10 protein-coding genes and 1 pseudogene are annotated in these 17,779 nt (G+C 63.1%); 7 read left to right on the top strand and 4 right to left on the bottom strand.

The genetic code is table 11. The features are described 5' to 3' along the window. Window positions 1-3 precede the first annotated feature (3 nt). Both BHMPCIPO_RS20460 and BHMPCIPO_RS20455 read left to right on the top strand, forming a co-directional pair. Complete coding sequence (locus BHMPCIPO_RS20460; protein ID WP_173518670.1) at window positions 4-888, top strand: 2-hydroxy-3-oxopropionate reductase; 885 nt, start codon at window positions 4-6, stop codon at window positions 886-888. Window positions 889-1,196: 308 nt separating this feature from the next. Next, window positions 1,197-2,465, top strand: a complete 1,269-nt coding sequence (locus BHMPCIPO_RS20455) for a glycerate kinase type-2 family protein (protein ID WP_173518669.1) — start codon at window positions 1,197-1,199, stop codon at window positions 2,463-2,465. Between the two features lie 41 nt (window positions 2,466-2,506). Here BHMPCIPO_RS20455 and hpaH read toward each other — a convergent pair whose 3' ends face one another. The 4 genes from hpaH to BHMPCIPO_RS20435 form a co-directional block, all read right to left on the bottom strand. Continuing rightward, window positions 2,507-3,310, bottom strand: a complete 804-nt coding sequence (gene hpaH, locus BHMPCIPO_RS20450) for a 2-oxo-hept-4-ene-1,7-dioate hydratase (protein WP_173518668.1) — start codon at window positions 3,308-3,310, stop codon at window positions 2,507-2,509. 191 nt (window positions 3,311-3,501) lie between these two features. After that, complete coding sequence (pbpC, locus tag BHMPCIPO_RS20445; protein WP_173518667.1) at window positions 3,502-5,583, bottom strand: penicillin-binding protein 1C; 2,082 nt, start codon at window positions 5,581-5,583, stop codon at window positions 3,502-3,504. Between the two features lie 8 nt (window positions 5,584-5,591). Continuing rightward, window positions 5,592-11,048: an alpha-2-macroglobulin family protein gene (locus BHMPCIPO_RS20440; RefSeq protein ID WP_210266617.1), complete on the bottom strand. Its 5,457-nt coding sequence runs from the start codon at window positions 11,046-11,048 to the stop codon at window positions 5,592-5,594. A gap of 202 nt (window positions 11,049-11,250) precedes the next feature. Continuing rightward, complete coding sequence (locus tag BHMPCIPO_RS20435; protein WP_173518666.1) at window positions 11,251-11,916, bottom strand: GntR family transcriptional regulator; 666 nt, start codon at window positions 11,914-11,916, stop codon at window positions 11,251-11,253. A 593-nt stretch (window positions 11,917-12,509) separates the two neighbouring features. Here BHMPCIPO_RS20435 and BHMPCIPO_RS20430 point away from each other — a divergent pair. The 5 genes and pseudogenes from BHMPCIPO_RS20430 to BHMPCIPO_RS20410 all read left to right on the top strand — a co-directional run bounded on the left by BHMPCIPO_RS20430 (window position 12,510) and on the right by BHMPCIPO_RS20410 (window position 17,677). Further along, a complete protein-coding gene (locus BHMPCIPO_RS20430; protein ID WP_173518665.1) occupies window positions 12,510-13,472 on the top strand; it encodes an AraC family transcriptional regulator in 963 nt (320 codons plus the stop codon). A gap of 235 nt (window positions 13,473-13,707) precedes the next feature. Continuing rightward, window positions 13,708-14,166, top strand: a complete 459-nt coding sequence (locus tag BHMPCIPO_RS20425) for a (2Fe-2S)-binding protein (RefSeq protein ID WP_173518664.1) — start codon at window positions 13,708-13,710, stop codon at window positions 14,164-14,166. Between the two features lie 4 nt (window positions 14,167-14,170). Then, on the top strand, window positions 14,171-16,387 hold the full coding sequence (locus tag BHMPCIPO_RS20420) for a xanthine dehydrogenase family protein molybdopterin-binding subunit (RefSeq protein WP_246304492.1): 2,217 nt from the start codon (window positions 14,171-14,173) through the stop codon (window positions 16,385-16,387). 361 nt (window positions 16,388-16,748) lie between these two features. Further along, window positions 16,749-16,898 (top strand): annotated as a pseudogene (locus tag BHMPCIPO_RS33855) (Imm8 family immunity protein); the annotation flags it as partial. Between the two features lie 152 nt (window positions 16,899-17,050). Further along, window positions 17,051-17,677: a hypothetical protein gene (locus tag BHMPCIPO_RS20410; RefSeq protein WP_210266616.1), complete on the top strand. Its 627-nt coding sequence runs from the start codon at window positions 17,051-17,053 to the stop codon at window positions 17,675-17,677. Window positions 17,678-17,779: the final 102 nt, after the last annotated feature.

The raw sequence follows: 17,779 nt of genomic DNA, 5'->3' as shown, positions 1-17,779 counted from the left end.
ACCATGGCAACAATCGGTTTCATTGGACTGGGCATCATGGGCACGCCGATGGCGCGCCACCTGCAGGATGCCGGCCACACCGTCATCACCTCGAAATTCGTCATCCCGCCGCGCCAGGAACTGCTCGACAACGGCCTCAAGTTCGTCGACACGCCGAAGGCGCTGGCCGAGACCGTCGACACGATCATCCTGATGCTGCCGGACACGCCTGAGGTCAAGGACGTTCTCTTCGGCGAGAACGGTGTCGCCTACGGCCTCTCCAAGGGCAAGCTCGTCATCGACATGAGCTCGATCTCGCCGATCGAGACGAAGGAATTCGCCAAGAAGGTCCGCGAAACCGGCGCCGAATACATCGACGCTCCGGTCTCCGGCGGCGAAGTGGGCGCCAAGAACGCGTCGCTCTCGATCATGGCGGGTGGCAGCCAGGAGAGCTTCGATCGCGCTCTGCCGCTCCTCAAGCTGATGGGCAAGAACATCACGCTCGTCGGCGACTGCGGCGATGGCCAGGTCACCAAGGTTGCCAACCAGATTATCGTCGCGCTGACGATCGAGGCGGTTTCGGAAGCCCTCGTCTTTGCGTCGAAGGCCGGTGCCGACCCGGCGCGCGTGCGCGAAGCGCTGATGGGCGGCTTTGCTTCCTCGCGGATCCTCGAGGTTCACGGCGAGCGCATGATCAAGCGCACCTTCGATCCGGGCTTCCGCATCTCGCTGCACCAGAAGGACCTCAACCTGGCCCTTCAGGGGGCGAAGTCGCTCGGCATCTCGCTGCCGAACACGGCCGCAACGCAGGAGCTCTTCAACAACTGCGCCGCCAATGGCGACAGTGGTCTCGACCACTCCGGCCTCGTCCGGGCGCTGGAGCGCATGGCGAACCACCAGGTCGCCTGATCGCAGACAACGCAAAAATGCGCATGATCCGTTCGGCGTCCCATTGTGCCGGGCCGGTCATGTGTCCGGGCGGCGGTTGGAGGAACCGCCGCCCGAGACGGTTCTGAACGCAAGTCCAGCAAAAGAGTCTAGAGACTTTTGGGTGTGGAATTGCACATATGGATGGAGCATAGAAGCGATACGACATGCTCCTACAGCGCCGCGCGTCTTATCAGACGCGCAAAGGTCGCTGTAGCATTTTGAATTGCTGCATGTTTTTGTCCTTTAATCGGGTACGATTAAAGGAAACATGCAGTAGGGGGAGACGAATGCCAGCTATCACCGACCCACGCAGCTTCCTGGAAACACTGTTCGCCTCTGCGGTTGCCGCGGCCGATCCGGAGAAGGTGATTGCGGCTAATCTGCCGGAACGGCCAAGGGGGCGCACGGTGGTCGTCGGCGCGGGCAAGGGCGCCGCACAGATGGCGGCAGCCTTTGAGCGCCATTGGGATGGTCCGCTCTCCGGTGTGGTTGTCACCCGCTATGGCTACGCGGCCCCGTGCAAGAATATCGAGGTGCTGGAAGCGTCGCATCCGCTTCCGGACGAAAACGGTCTGCAGGCCTCGAAGCGGCTGCTTGCGGAAGTCAACGGCCTGACGGAGAACGACCTCGTCGTGGCGCTCGTCTGCGGTGGCGGCTCGGCGCTGCTGCCCGCGCCGCCGCCCGGCCTGACGCTGGAAGACGAGATTGCAGTCAACCGGGCGCTGCTCGCCTCCGGCGCGCCGATCAGCGCCATGAATGCCGTGCGCAAGCACGTCTCGCTGATCAAGGGCGGCAGGCTTGCCGCCGCCGCCTATCCGGCGAAGGTCGTCTCGCTGATCGTCTCCGATATTCCAGGCGACGACCCGGCACTGGTTGCGTCGGGCCCGACGCTGCCGGACGCCAGCACTCGCGAAGACGCTCTGAGGCTCGTCGAGCGTTATGGCCTTCAGCTCCCGGCCAAGGTCATGGACTGGCTCAAGAATCCTGAAAGTGCTGCTCCTTCGCCAAGCGATCCGCGCTTTGCCCGAAACGAAGTCCGGCTCATCGCGTCGGCGTCCGTTTCGCTCGAGGCTGCGGCTGCCAAGGCGCGTGCCGCCGGCATCGAGGCCGTCATCCTTTCCGATGCGATCGAGGGCGAGGCGCGCGACGTCGGTGGCGTGCACGCGGCGATCGCCCGTGAAGTTGCCGGCCGCGGCCGGCCGTTCCGCAAGCCGGTCGTCGTTCTCTCGGGCGGAGAGACGACGGTGACCATTCGCGGCAAGGGCAAGGGCGGACGCAACAGCGAATTCCTGCTGGCGCTGGCGCTGGGCATCGACGGCGCCAAGGGCGTCTCGGCGCTTGCCGCCGATACCGACGGCATCGATGGCTCCGAGGACAATGCCGGCGCCTTTGCCGATGACACGACCATTGCAAGGCTCGTCGCACGACGCCTCGACGCCGCAGCTTTGCTGCAGAAGAATGATAGCTGGTCGGCGTTCGATGCGCTCGGCGATCTCTTCAAACCGGGTCCGACCGGCACCAATGTGAACGATTTCCGCGCCATTCTGGTGCAGTGAAACCGGCGCGGCGGGCGAGAGCTCGCCCGTCATTGTCCGCGTCACGCGAAGTGACAGCTCACCGAACCGTAGGCGCCGAAATCCGCGACGATCGTATCGCCGCTCTTGGCCTCGAGCGTGCGGATGAAGGAGCCGGAGAGCACGATCTGGCCGGGCTCGATTGCGTCGCCGCATTGGGCAAGCCGGTTGGCAAGCCAGGCAATGCCGCGGGCCGGATGATTGAGCACGCCTGCCGCAAGCCCGGTCTCCTCGATCACCGCATTGCGCGAAACGATCGCGCCCATCCAGCGCATGTCGACCGTGTCGGGACGCACGGCGCGTCCACCAAGGATGAGGCCGCCATTGGCGGCATTGTCGGATATCGCATCGACGAGGGTGCGCGCCTTCCTGGTTTTCGGATCCGTCTGAACGATGCGGCTGTCGAGGATTTCCAGTGCCGGCATTACGTAATCGGTGGCGTTCAGCACCTGAACGAGGTTGACGCGCGGCCCCTTCAGCCCGGCCTTCATGACAAAGGCGATCTCCGCTTCGACCCGCGGCTGGATGAAGCGATCGGCCGGAATGTTCGCGCCGTCGTCGAACAGCATATTGTCGAAGAGCACACCGGAATCCGGCGTGTCGATGCCAAGCGCCTGTTGCATGGCGTTGGAGGTCAGGCCGATCTTCCAGCCGATGATGCGATGGCCGTCGTCGCGCTTGCGTCTGACCCAGGCGGCCTGGATCGCGTAGGCGTCGTCGATGGTCATGTCAGGATGTTTGTGCGACAGGAGCCCGATCTGTTTTCGGTCGCGTTCTGCCTCATGCAGGCTTTCAGCGGCTTTGGCAATCTCTGTCGCATTGAGCATGGTCCGGCCCCTCCACTTAAGCGTGTCTAACGATACACCAAGGTCGCCGGTCCGGCACGGGCCGTCTTTTGCGTTCAGATCGGCTGGCTTACTGGCATCGGGACGAGGCCGATGAGGATCGACCAGCACGCGCGGCACAGAGTGTGCCCGCGCCGCAAAGCCCGACGATCGTGTCCGCGAACCGAGCGCCGCTACTCGATAAAGACACGTACGCTGGCGGCACGGCCGACCGCGTCGATGACGGTGAGCGTCGAATAGCCGATCCCGTCGGGCTGCCATTGAGTAATCCGCCGGCGTGTCAGCTCCGGCAGCGGCCGGCCATTGGCGAGCCAGCGAAATGGCGCTCGGCCGCCTTGCAGCTTGAGCGTCAGCGGCGAAATCGCCTGGTGATCCATCCCGAGTTCGACACGCGCCCCCTCGGGCGGAAATACGATCTGCGGTGCCGGCTCGCGCGCCGAGGCGTTGACGAGGCCGCTTGCGGTCAGCGAGAAGCGGCGCTGGCTGATCGGCAATTCGGCTTGCGAAATGCGGACCGCGCCCGCCGGCGCATCCGGCAGCGGCGTGATGCCGAAGCCGGACTTGGCGAAGCCTTCGAAGAGAATCGGTGCGGCGCTGCCATAGCCGGTGAGGCCCGGCACGGCGCCATTGTCCGGACGGCCAACCCAGACGCCGAGCACATGGCGCCCGTCGTAGCCCACCGACCAGGCGTCGCGGTAGCCGTAGCTGGTGCCGGTCTTGTAGGCGATACCGCGCTGGCGGCTGCCCGTCGGCGGCAATACGCTCGAAAGCGCATCGGAGACGTTCCAGACGGCAACAGGAGAAAGCAGCGGCTCCGCTTCGATCAGGCCGGCCTTGCCATCGACGCCGTCGCCGAGCCGGAGAGGGAAGCCGCGATTGGCAAGTGCGGCATAGAGCTGCACGAGATCGCGCAGCGAAAGCCCAACACCGCCAAGGCCGATCGCAAGGCCCGGCGCTTCGCCGGGAGGCAGGGCCGGCTTCACTTCGCCGCGGCGGAAGCGCATCATCAGTTCGGCCGGGCCGACCGCGTCGAGAAGCCGGATCGCCGGAACGTTCAAAGACAATTGCAGCGCCTCGCGCACGCTGACATCGCCGTGATAACTCATGTCGAAATTGCGGGGTCGATAGCCGAAGAAATCCGCAGGACGGTCCTCGATGATCGTCTCCTGGCTGACCAGTCCTCCTTCGAAGGCCAGGCCATAAATAAAGGGCTTGAGGGTGGAACCCGGCGAGCGCGTGATACGGGTCATGTCGATCCAGCCTGAACGGCTGGCATCGAAATAGTCGGCCGACCCGACTGAGGCGACGATCTCGCCGGTTTTGGCATCGGCCATCACCATGGCGACCGAAACCTTCGGTCCGAGCCTGGCGGCACTGTCGCGTGCAACGGCTTCGAGGCTGCGCTGAACGGCAAGGCGCAAGGTCGTCTGATGCCGGATCGCCTGCGGATTTTTGCGCAACGCCCGCTCGGCGAGATGGGCGGCATAGGACGGAAGTTGCAGGCGGCGCGAGGGGACAGATGTCGCGATTGCGCGTTCGGCCTCGCCGTCTCCAATGACGTCAGCGACGGCGAGACGCTTCAGCACACGCTCGCGGGCGGCAACCGCTGCGGCGTTATTGCGATCCGGCCGACGCTTTTCCGGCAATTGCGGCAGGGCGACGAGCAGGGCCGCTTCGCCGGCCGTCAGCCGCTTCGGCTCCTTGCCGAGCCAGGCAAGGCTCGCGGCACGCACGCCCTCGATGTTGCCGCCATAGGGGGCGTGGGTCAGGTAAAGGTTGAGGATCTGGTCCTTCGAGAGGCGCCTTTCGATCTGGATGGCGCGGGCGATCTGCAAGAGCTTTGCCGTGACGGAACGCTGCTGCCGCGGCTCGATCAACCGTGCGACCTGCATCGACAGCGTCGAGGCGCCCGAGACGATCCGGCCATTGCTGACGAACTGAAGCGCGGCTCGGCCGAGTGCCAGCAGGTCGACACCCGAATGCTCCCGGAAGCGCCGGTCTTCGTAGGCGATCAGCATCTTCAGGAACTGCGGATCGACATCGTCCACCGTCGTCTTCAGCCGCCAGAGACCCTGATGCGTTGCGAAGGCGCGCAGCAGTTGCCCATTGGCATCGTCCACCTCGCGCGAGACGACATCGACCTCGTCGAGGGGGGGCGGGAAGGCTTGGTCGGCCTTCTCTATTGCAAAGCCCGTCAGCCCCGTCAGCAGCAGGCAGACAGGCAAGGCAATCAGCAGTTTGCGCCCAATTGACATGATCTGGCCTATTGCGCCGCGAGTACCTCCATGCGCCCGGTCGCGGTGCGGGCCGAGAGCTGCGGCCGGTACATATCCTCGACGGTGGCTGCCGGATGGTCGTAGACACCCGGGGTCACCGCGCGCACCACATAGGCGAGCGTGACATCACGCGCGGATCCGGTGCTCCGGTCGATCGCCGCGACGAAGCGGTCGTTGCGGAACTCCGTGTGGGTCGCGGTAATTTCGCCGAGCCATTCGAAGTTGCTGAGCTGGGCGCTATCGACGAGGCTCGGATTATCGATCTGGAAGCCGGCCGGCAGAAGATCGGTGACGAGCACCCGCGACGGCCAGTCGTTGGTCTCCGTCATCTTGAGCACGACGACGTAGCGCTCGTTCTGCCGTGCTTCCATGACGTTAGCTTCCGCACCGTCGAGCGTGTAGTAGGTGCGCTCGATGGTGAAACCGTCGCCGCCGGCCGAGAGCGGCTGGGCGGGCGCGGCGACCGTGGTGACCACGGCCGAGACCGGATCGGCACCCTGATTGCGGATCACGACCGGATGGGTCGCCAGCGCATCGCCGGTCATCTGGGCCGCATAGCTGCCGGTCTTCGATGCGCCGTTGACGTCAAGCGCCATGTCCTCGTCGCCATTCTGGATGGCGCGGGCGGCAAGCAGCATCCAGGCCTGTTCCTGGGTGCTGGTATAGGTCTTCTGCTCCCATTCGCGCGCGACTGTCTTCGACAGCTCAGGAACGATCGGCGGGACCGGGCGGCTTTCAGCCGCGAGCGCCAACACGGCCGCGTTGTCACGCAGCGACGAGCCGTAGTCGGAGCGCGAGAGGCTGACATTGACGAGGCCCGTCGACATGTTCGCCGCCTTGGCGAATGTGTCCTGGGACCCTTGAGCGTCGCCATAGAGCGCCAGCGCGGCGGCGATATGCGCCTTCGCAAGCGGTGTCGGGAAGTCATCGATCAGCGTGTTGGCGTAGTAACGCAGATCGTTGATCGCCGCCTTGCGATTACGGGCGAGCACATAGAGCGCATAGGCGATCTCGTTGCCGCGATCCTTGGCGTTGGTGTCGTAGCTGACGCCGTTCTGCAGGTTTTCGAGCGCCTGGACCATCGCGGCCTCGGGCACGTCGTATTTCTGCTCGCGGGCGCGGGTGAGGAAGTCGGTGACATAGGCATCGAGCCAGAGGTCGCCGTAGCCCGGACCCCAGAGACCGAAGCTGCCCGACGAGGACTGGTAGGAGAGAACGCGATAGATGGCCTCCTGCACCCGTTTCGTCACGCCTTCGTCATCGGCGAGGCCGGACTGTTTCGCGAGCTCGCTGAGATAGAGCAGCGGCAGCGCGCGGCTGGTCGTCTGCTCGGCGCAGCCATAGGGGTAGCGGTCGAGCGTCATCAGCAGCGCCGGCATGTCGAAGGCCGCGGAACGGGTGACGCTAAGGTTGACCGAGGCGCCCTGCAGGATGCTGTCGGCGAGCAACTGCCCGTCGACCGTCAGGCTGCTTCCGGGCGCGATCGCGACCACTTGGCGCTGAGTAACCGGCAAGGTCGCCGGACGCACGAGCAGATCGAGCGACTGTTCGAGCGAAAGGCCGTTGGAGCCGGTGAGCGTCACGGTGACGACGCCATTGCCGGGATATTGTCCCACCACCGGCAAGGTTACCGCCGAGCGGCCACCCTGATCCAGGGTTACCGTGTTGCCTGTGCCCGGTTGTTCGACGGTCGCCGGACCGCTGGTCGTAACCTGGATCTGGTATTCACCGGCCGGCGCGTCGGTATTGGCGATGTCGAGCCTCAGCTCGGACCGGTCTCCAGGCGCCAGGAACTTCGGCAGGCTGGCGGTGACGACAACCGGATCGCGGATCACCACGTCGCGGGTGGCGTGGCCGACACCGGATTTCGTCCAGGCGACGGCCATCAGCCGCGCCGTGCCGTTGAACTGAGGGACATCGAAGCTGACGGTCGCCTTGCCGTCGCCGTCGAGCTGCACAGGCCCTTCGAAGAAGGCGACCAGCTTTTCCGTGGGCGGACTGCCCTGGAGCGCGACCTGGCCGCCGTCGCCGCCGGTGCGCAGTTTTCCGGTGGCGCCAAGCGAGCCGTCGATGAGGCGGCCGTAGAGGTCGCGGATTTCGAGACCGAGCTGCCTCTGGCCGAAGTACCAGGCTTCCGGATCCGGTGCCTCGTAGCGGGTGAGGTTGAGAATGCCGACGTCGACGGCGGCCACCGTCACATAGGCTTCCTCGTCGGCGCCGGCACCGGCGACCTGAAGGCTGATGTCGAGCGGTTTGCGGGGCTCCATCTTCTCCGGCGCATCGAGGGTGACGGCGAGCTTGCGTTCGGCCGGATCGACCGACAGCCATTTGATGCCGATGGCACGCATCGGCATGCGGCTCTCCTGGGCATCGCCCGGGCGGTAAAGCGTCGCCGTGACATAGGCGCCGGCGCCCCAGGCTTCGGTAACCGGCAGCTCGACCTCGCCGCCTTCCGCGGCGATCGATGCGGTCTGGGTCGTGATCAGGTTCTCGGTGCCGACGGTTACCAGCAATTCGCCGGCAAAGCGCGGCGAGACCTTGAGCTTGGCCGTGTCGCCGACCGCATATTTCTCCTTGTCGAGCGCGATCTCCAGGCCGTCGGGCGTTTCTGTCGAAGTGGCCGCGACATACCAGCCGGCGTCGAATTCGATGCTCGAGGTCGGACCATCGATCGAGGCTGTCTCGACTTCCAGGCGATAGCGTCCCCAACCAACAGGAACGGCGATCTCACCGCCGTCTTCGGTCAAGTCGACGCTGCCGTTAGCCACCTGCTTGGTGGTGACGACAGGTTCGTATTTCCAGGCGCTGCCGTCGCGGTACCAGTGATAGTCCCGTTCGACGCTGATCAGCTTCCAGAGTAGCCCGGGCATCGCGACCTTGGCGCCCGAGGGATCGACGGCGATCACGCGGAACTTGCCGACGGAGTTCTCGGCGAGTTCGCCCTCGAATTCCGGCTTGATGCCGAGCATCGGGCCTTCGGCCCGCACGGGCAGCTTCAACGAGCGCTCAACGGCACGGCCGCCGGCTTCACGCATGCGGACGGTGACGGTGGCGTCGAGCAACTGCGTGGTCGAGGGCACTTCGTCGAGCAGGACGTCGAAGCTGGATTTGCCTTCCTCGTCGAGCGGCGAGAGTTCCTCAAGCGGAAGGCGCGTGTCTTCGCTTGCCTCTTCATCGGCGAGACCGAAGGAGTAGCCCTTGAAGGCAGCGCTTTCTCGCGTCGGCTTGATCGTCACTTCGCCTTCGAGCTCGAGACCGGCTGCCGGCGCGCCATAGAGATAGCGCCCGTCGACCGCCACACTTGCCGTTTCGCCGACGGCGATTTCCTTGGCGTCGCTCGTCAGCTCGAACTCGGTGCGATCCGGCACGAAGTCATCGACCAGAAACTGCTTCTCGCCGATCGCCGGGGACTTCGGGTCGGTGAAGATCTGCATCGTCCAGGTGCCGCGCATGGCGTTTGCCTGGGTGTCGAGGTCGAGCGTATGGCCGCCGAGCTTGCCGCCGGCGCTGGTCATGCGCCGATATTCGACGCCATCTGGCCGGAGGAACACGAAGGTCAGCGGCAGATTCTCGATCGCAATGCCGTCGACATCGCGGGCAAGCGCTGCGGCATGCACCGTCTCGCCGGCGCGGTAGATGCCACGCTCGGTCCAGGCGAGAATATCGATGGCGCCGGGGGCCGCACGGCCAGTGACGCCACGATCGGAGAGGTCGAAGCCGGCGCGGCTCATGTCGAGGAAGACGTAGTCGTCCTCACCCTTCTTCGCGGTGATGACCGCCGGCGTCAGACCCGCCGTGCCGCGGATCAGGCCCGCCGTGAAGGTGACGCGGCCGTCGCCATCGCTGGTCGCGGTGCCGAGGATCTCGTTATTCTTGGCGACGAGCTGCAGTTCGACGCCTTCAATCGGCTCGGCGGTGGCAAGCGAGCGCACGAAGACGTTCAAACCGTCGGTGCCGGCGTAGGTGGAGATGCCGATATCGGAAACGACGAACCACTGCGTCGCGCGCGCGTCCCACTCCTGGCTGACGCCGGTGGTCGGCGCCGCGGTCAGGACATAGACGCCGGGCTTGCGCTCGGGCAGCGCCTCATCGACCGGGAAACTGGTGACGACTTCCTTGTTGACGTTGCGCTCGATGTCGATTGTGCCCTGCCAGACGAGCTCGCCGCTCTCGTCTTCGATGCGCTGGGCGCTGTAGCCGTCGAGCTGGGTGAGGAACTGCGAGCTTTGCAGCACCTGTGCGATGCTGCGGTCGCCAACGCGGTAGAGTTTCAGCTTGGCGCTGTCGGTGTTGACGGAGACGATCGGGATGCCGCGGCGCGCGGTCGATGGCAGCACGAAGCTGTCGCCGGTGAAGCGAACCATCTGGGCACGGTCCGCAACATAGATGTCGAGAGTAACGGGCGCTTCCAGCACCTCGTCGACGGTGGAGGGCAGGCCGGTGCGGAGCGTCAGCTTGTAACGTTCACCATGCGAAAGGCCTTCGATGCAGATCTGGTCGCCCTTGGCTTCGAGCGCCTTCGGCGCCGCGCCGTTGACGGTGACGAAGGAGGCGTAGTCACCGCCGCTCTTCAAAAGCTGTTCGGAGAACTGCACGCAGGCACGCGGTGTGGCCGCGTCGGAATCGATCGTATGTTCGACGACACGGAAACCCTTGCGCTGCTTGAGATCGAGATAGGCGGCCTCGACCGATTTCGCCTTCACCAGTTCCAGGCTCGCCTTGTAAGCGTCCAATGCGGCACGATAGTTTTCAGCGCCTTCGAGCGATTTCGCCATGACGGCAAGCGCATGCGCCCGGCTCTCGGTGGTGCGAGTCAGCTCGTAGCCGTTGATCGCGGCGATCGCCGCTTGCATCGAAACGGCCGAGTTGTTGGTGATGCGGTTTGCGGTGCGCGCCGCTTCCAGCCAAAGCTCGGCGTCATCGGGTGTGATCGCCAGGGCTCCCTGGAAGGCCTTCAGCGCGTTTTCGATATTGCCCATACCGGCCTGGCCGCGGGCCATGTCGATGAGCGTATTGACGCCCAAGCCCTGCTGGTCGTCGGCCAGCGCGAGATTGGCCTTGGTGTTGCGGGCGTCCTGCAGGATCTGGTCCGACAGGAATTTGAGGCGCGGCGGTGCGCCGATATCGGCTTCGGCGGCCTGCGGCTGCACGATCTTGCCGGCGATCGCGCCCGGGAAGGAATTCAGCTGGTTGTAGTCGGACTTGAGAAAGCACCACTTCACCTTGGGATTGTAGGTGAAGGCGCGGCAGGACTGATCCGCGATACAGGTCTGCTGGCACTCATCGAGCGAGACGTTCTGCTCGGTGCGGAGGTCGAAGCCGAAATAGTCGCCATCCCGCGTTATCTCGACCTGGCGGCCGGTCTCCTGCGCGATGGCGAGACTTCCGATGGTCAGAAGAGACAAAAGGAGGGTGAAAAGGCCGAAAAACGCGCGCACAGACATCAAGTCCTCCCAACGCTGCCGGTCTCGATAGGGGCTTCACTTTTCAGGCTTCCGGGCCGCTTGTCAACTGAGGAGAGCTCAAGGCTCAGCGCAATTTCCACGGGTATCCTGGTGTGAAGGGTCAAGCGTCGATCCGGAATGAAACAGGATAAAACGATATGTAAATCAAACTATTATGACATCGAACGACGAAGCGACGAGGCTAACCTCTTTGTTCCCTGAGGAAGATCGTCAGCGAGCGGCCCGCGTCGAGGATATGGTCGCGTGTGAGCTCGCTGGCGCGTCCGGCGTCGCGCGCGATACAGGCGTCCAAGATCGCCTTGTGCTCGCGGCGCGCCCGGGCAACGCCTGACGTCAGCGTCAGCTGCGCTCTGAGGTAGCGATCGATGCGGTCGAGCGAGGCGCGCACGATCTGCAGGTAGTAGGGGCGGCGCGCTGCCTCATAGAGGCTATAGTGGAAGTTGCGATTGATCTCGCCCCACCGGTCGGAATTTTCCTCGCGCTCGAACTCCTCGCAATGCTGGCGTGCAAGTTCGAGCGTGCGGCGATCGAGATTGGGCACGGCGAGGCGGATGACTTCGGCTTCGATCAGCGCGCGGAACTCGAAAATCTCCTCGATTTCCTCGATCGAAAGCCCGGCGACGACCGCGCCTTTGTAGCGCTCTGTGGTGATCAACCCATGCTGCTCAAGGCGCGAAAGCGCCTCGCGCACCGGAATGCGGCTGGTGTTGAACATCTGGGCGATGTGGTCCTGGCGCAGGTTCTCGCCTTCGGCGAGGTCGCCTTCGATGATCGCCTTGCGCAAGGCTTCATAGACGATATCGGCGGCTGAGGCCACTTGCCTGACATCGACGGCATCGAGTTTCATCGTGTTCAAACCCTGCTGGCCGAACCATGTGGCTCGGCGAATTTGGAAGCGTTTTCGCGCTCTTGGTCAATGGTCATAGGTCCAATTCAGGCGTCGGGCAACAGTGTCGAAAATAAGCTCAAGTTGCCCAACCTCCTGCGCAACCCATTGATATCATTGGCTTGGAAAGTCCAAGAGTAAACCTCGATTCCCAAAAGGAACCTCAAGTTGCCCACGCCAAGCGATCAAAAGATCACATAAAGTATCGCCTGGAGCTACCGGTCGATCGCGCACGGATGGCAAAGCTCTCCAATAACGATTTCTAAGATCGTTTTATTGAATGGCGATGACTAGGCGTTGGAAAGAAGAAATGATTTCTGCCATTGCGCCACTTTCTGGCGGTGGCGCAGGGTGACGGCCACCGTGGTTGATCGGCGCCGGGCGGGCATCCTTCTGCGGCACGATCGCAGATCTGCTGGATGATGACCTTCTGGCGCGGCTGCTTCGCCTCGCGCTCCGGCATTGTGGTTGCCTAATCCTGTCGAGATCAAAGTAATATAAAGTAATATGATGAGAAGCCAATTTGACGGGCGGGTCGGAGGATGGGTCAGGGCATGGCAACGAGCGAGACAATGATGCAGCAGCGCGACCTGCGCGAGGAAACCGCGCCCCTTCGGGCGCGAATTCTCGACATGCTCACGCATCTGCCATGGGACGGCGTTCGCTACGGCCACCCTATTCCGGGGCTTTCGCTCTATCGCATCATCGCGCCAGCCGGCCCGTTTTCCAGCGTCTCCGAACCAAGCGTGGCGCTCATCATCAAGGGAAGCAAGCGTATCCATGTCGGAAACGAAATGCTCGTTTACGATGAATCCTGCTTCTTCATGACCGCCATCGGCCTGCCGATGACCGGCCAGATCTGCGAGGCGAGCGAGAGTGAGCCCTATGTGGCCGCTACGCTTCGCCTCGATCTCGAAAAGCTGCGTCGAATCATCTCCGATTACGACATACAGCCGCCGGATGCACCCGAACGCGATCTCGGCGTTGCGGTTGGCGCTGCCACACCGGAACTGTTCGACGCCTTATTGCGACTGATTTCGCTCGCGAACACGCCAGCGGACATCCCGTTCCTGGCCAGTCAAATCCAGAGCGAGATTCTCTATCGGCTGCTCACCGGCGAACAAGGCGCGCGGCTGCGGCGTTTCGCGCTCGCTGGCACGAACAGTAACCGGGTAGCAAAGGCCGTCGCGTGGCTGAAAGAAAACTATGCCCGTCCGCTTCGGGTCGAAGAACTCGCCGAGATTGCGAACATGGGGGTATCGACGTTGCACCACCATTTCCGCGCCATGACAGCCATGAGCCCGCTGCAGTTCCAGAAACACCTGCGCCTGCATCATGCGCGGGAACTGATGCTTTCGGAATCGCTCGACGCCGCAACAGCTGCGCTGCGGGTCGGCTATGAAAGCCAGACACAGTTCAACAGGGAATATCGGCGCGCCTTCGGTCATCCGCCGCTTAGAGACGTCAAGGCAATCCTCAGCGCCAGCGATTCAAAAAGACGCGACTCCATCGGTTGAGCAACAGCTAAGCGCGGGCGGAGCGTGGCCGTCGGGCGCATTGGCGCAACTCTTGCTATGATCACAATTTCGTCAAGCCAAGAGGAATAGGCAATAATCTGACAGGATCGAACCTACCAACGTGCAGGATGGTCTTCTAAGCTGCCGCCGCGGTCTGGCGAATGGCTGCGGCGCGTGAAGCGGGGTTTCCGGATGAGCATCCCGAGACCACGCGCCCGAACGCGAGGAGAGCATCATGGCAATTGTAACGATCAACGGCGTCGAACACACGGTCGAGGCCGAGGCGGATATGCCGCTTCTTTGGGTGATCCGCGACCTGGTTGGACTAACAGGGACGAAATTTGGCTGTGGCATGGCGCAGTGCGGTGCCTGCACGGTCTATGTCGATGGTTCGCCGGTTCGGTCTTGTCAGACCTTCGTCGGTGACATCGAAGGCGCAAAAGTGACGACCATCGAGGGCCTCAAGGGAAAGGTCGCGGAAACGGTTCAGGCCGTCTGGACCGATCTCGACGTGCCGCAGTGCGGCTACTGCCAGTCGGGACAGATCATGTCGGCGACGGACCTCCTGACGAACAATCCGAAGCCGAGCGATGAGGACATCGACACGGCCATGTCGGGTAATCTTTGTCGTTGCGCCACCTATCACCGAATCCGAGCCGGCATTCACGAAGCCGCTAAGCGTCTGGAGGGTTAAAGCCATGCTGCCCAAACTCATGCAATCGGTTTTCCTTCCGGCCGCGAAAGCGCAGGCATCGCGGCGACAGTTCCTCATTGGTGCCCTTGCTGCAGGGACTGGTATAGCCATCGGCTTTCGCCTTCTGTCCGCGTCCCCAGCGGTAGCGGGCGAGACAGCGACGACCAGCGCGTCACATGCCTTTTCCCCCTACGTCACGATCGACGGCGATGGAAAAGTGACCGTCCTTTCGTCACAGTTTGAGATGGGCCAGGGCTCTTATAACGGCATTGCCACACTGGTGGCGGAAGAACTCGATGCCGACTGGTCCACGATCGAAGTGAAGGGGGCCGCCGGCGACGTGAAGGCCTATGGCAACCTCGCCTTTGGCGGCGCCTTCCAGGGCACCGGCGGATCCACGTCGATGGCGTCCTCGTGGGAGCGCTATCGCAAGGCGGGTGCCGCGGCCCGCTCCATGCTGGTCGCCGCCGCTGCCTCCGAATGGGGTGTTTCCGCGGCAGAGATCACCGTCGAGAACGGCACTCTTGCCCATCCATCCGGCAAGAGCGGCGGCTTCGGCGTCTTCGCCGCAAAGGCGGCGACAATGCCGGTGCCCACGGACGTGGCACTCAAGCAGCGGAGCGACTGGAAGCTGATCGGCAATGCCGGGCTGAAGCGTTTCGACAGCGCCGGCAAGGCAAACGGAACGGAGCAGTACACGATCGACATCAAGCTTCCCGGCATGCTGACCGCCGTGATGATTCATCCGCCGCTGTTCGGAGCAAAGGTAAAGTCCTTCGACGCCTCATCCGCGCGCACCGTCAAGGGGGTGGTCGACATCGTCGAAACGCCTCGGGGCATTGCCGTGGTCGGCGAGAACATGTGGGCGGCGATTAAGGGCCGCGAGGCGGTCACTGTCAATTGGGACGAAACGGCGGCGGAGAGGCGCGGCACGGCTGAGCTGATGTCTGCGTATCGGGACCTTGCGAAGAAGGCGCCGGCCGCGCTTGCGCGCAACGAGGGTGACGCCGAAACAGCCTTCGCCGGCGCAACCAAGGTAATCGAGGCAAATTTCGAGTTCCCCTATCTCGCGCATGCCGCGATGGAGCCGCTGAATGCCGTGGCGCGCATGAACGAGGACGGCACGCTCGAGGTCTGGGGTGGACATCAGTTCCCTGACGTATACCAGATGCTTGCCGGCCAGGTGGCCGGGATTGCCCCCGAAAGGGTACGCCTCAATGTGATGAAGACCGGCGGCAGTTTTGGCCGGCGGGCCGTATTCGACGGTGACGTCGTCGTCGAGGCGGTGCATGTGGCCAAGGCCCTCGGTTTCCGAGCGCCGGTAAAGGTGCAATGGACTCGGGAGGATGACATGCGGGCCGGTCGCTATCGACCCGCCTATGTGCATAGCCTCAAGGCTGGCATCGATGCGAACGGAAAGCTCGTTGCGTGGAGCGACCACATCGTCGGCCAATCCATCATGGCGAAGACTGCGTTCGACGGAATGGTCAAAAATGGGGTCGACCCGACCTCGGTCGAAGGGGCCAACAATCTGCCTTATGCCATTCCGAACCAGACGGTGGGCTTGACCACAACTGAGGTCGGCGTTCCGGTTCTATGGTGGCGCTCGGTCGGCTCGACCCACACCGCCTTCGCAGCCGAAACCTTCCTGGACGAGGTGGCCGAGGCGGCAGGACGAGATCCGGTAGAATTCCGTCTTTCTATGCTTGAGCCGCAGTCGCGTCACGCGACCGTCCTCAAGCTGGCGGCGGAAAAGGCCGAATGGCACAAGCCCTTGCCCGAGGGGCGCTTCCGAGGGGTTGCCATCGCCGAGAGCTTCGGCTCGGTTGTCGCCGAGATCGCCGAGGTTTCGACCGACGGAAAAGGCCAGATCCGGGTCGAGCGCGTCGTCGCCGCTGTCGATTGCGGTCTGGCGATCAATCCGGACCAGGTCCGCGCCCAGGTGGAGGGCGGGATCGGCTTTGGATTGGGGGCGATACTCGGCGAGGAGATCACGCTGACGGACGGCAGCATCGACCAGAGCAATTTCGACCTTTACACGCCGCTCAGGATCGATGCGATGCCAAAGGTCGAAGTTCACATCGTCGCCTCCGCCAATCCGCCCTCCGGCATCGGCGAGCCCGGCGTTCCGCCCATCGGCCCGGCAGTCGCCAATGCTGCCTACAGGGCGCTCGGCAAGCGGATTCGCGTGATGCCATTCGTGAAATCGCTCAACACGTGATCTCGCATGCCCGGCCGGCCGCACGGCCGGCCGGGCATGGGGCCAGACCTTCTGCCGGTCACATAAACCGCGTGGTCGCCGTCCACCAGCCTAAGAGGCGCGTTGAAAGACGCTTCAAACGCCGCCAATGCTGCTCTAGCCGGAAAGGTAAGATTAACTTTGGTATGGGGGCTTTCACCAGAGCCGAGACCATGGCCATGGGCGAAGCGTGGGTGGGGCCAGGGTATCGCATCACGTCTCGGGGGTATTACGAAAGTGCAGACGGTTTGCGACAGTTTCGCCCACCGAGTTATAAGCCTCAACTTAATCGCGAGCAGGCAAATTTCGAGCAAAGAAGTTCCTCGCAAGGCAATTTGCTCGGCACTGGATTTTTATGAAAGAGTACGATTTCGTTGCGTTAACGCAGCTTATACGCGACACCGTCTCCTCCGCCCAAGGCGAAACCTGGACGGAGATTGCCAATAAGCTTGGTAGGTTCATGTTCTGGGAGTTTGAGGACTACGAAGCGTAAGCTCAAGTCGGTCGCGTCGAGCGGATCCTGTTCATGATCGACTGGATGCATCGCCGCCGACTAACCCCGTCTCCGGCAGGGCGACATCATGTGCCGCCAACTGCGCCTTCAACTCTGCAACATCAGGTTCGCCGGTTCGAGTCATCGCAGTTTTGAATCTGAACCTCCCCGTCGCGTCAACCGCGCTCAATTTGCGGCCGTCAGCCCGCCACCTGGTATTGCCGGCAGCACAGCGAGCGCAAATCATCGAAAGTACTGCAGGCAACTTGGCAAAAGCCCTATTCCAGACGGGAATGACCGGTATCAACAGCATCGGCGGTGGTAATGCCAATGGCATCAAGGCGGCAATTACGCTCGCGAGCGCCAACCTCAGCCTCGACGACCGCATCGCACTGATCAATTCCCTGAATGTCTACGCCGAAAACCACGCGAAGGACGTCGGAAACGCGGTAGAGCGGGCGCGGATTACAACGGCGCTCGTTCTCGCTGCAGGACCGATTGCCGAAGTATCACCAGCAGTTGCCGCTTGCATGGCCAATCTGGTCTGCCGCAACGAGGCGGCCATTGCCGTGGGTGAAATGATGGCTGGTGACGCGCTCGGTGGCGGTACTCTTGCCGTTGGCGGGGGAGTCGCGGCCATGACATCAGATTGGACACTTGGCGCCTCGATGCATCGGACGGGCAAGAATTTGAACTCGCAAGCCATCCTATTTGGAATGGTATCGGCGCGCTTGCCTAACCCAGTGAAAAATCGCGGTTTTCAGCGCTGGGAAGTTTGAGCCTTACTTTTGCGGAAGCTGCAGCTTGCCGTGGGCAATTCAGGTTACTTTTTACAAACAGACGCCTTCCTTCGGTAGTCGCAGCAGTTCGAATTTTCTAGA

It is taken from the genome of Ensifer sesbaniae, assembly GCF_013283665.1.
Lineage (GTDB): Bacteria > Pseudomonadota > Alphaproteobacteria > Rhizobiales > Rhizobiaceae > Ensifer > Ensifer sesbaniae.
This window is presented reverse-complemented; position numbering and strand designations above follow the sequence as displayed.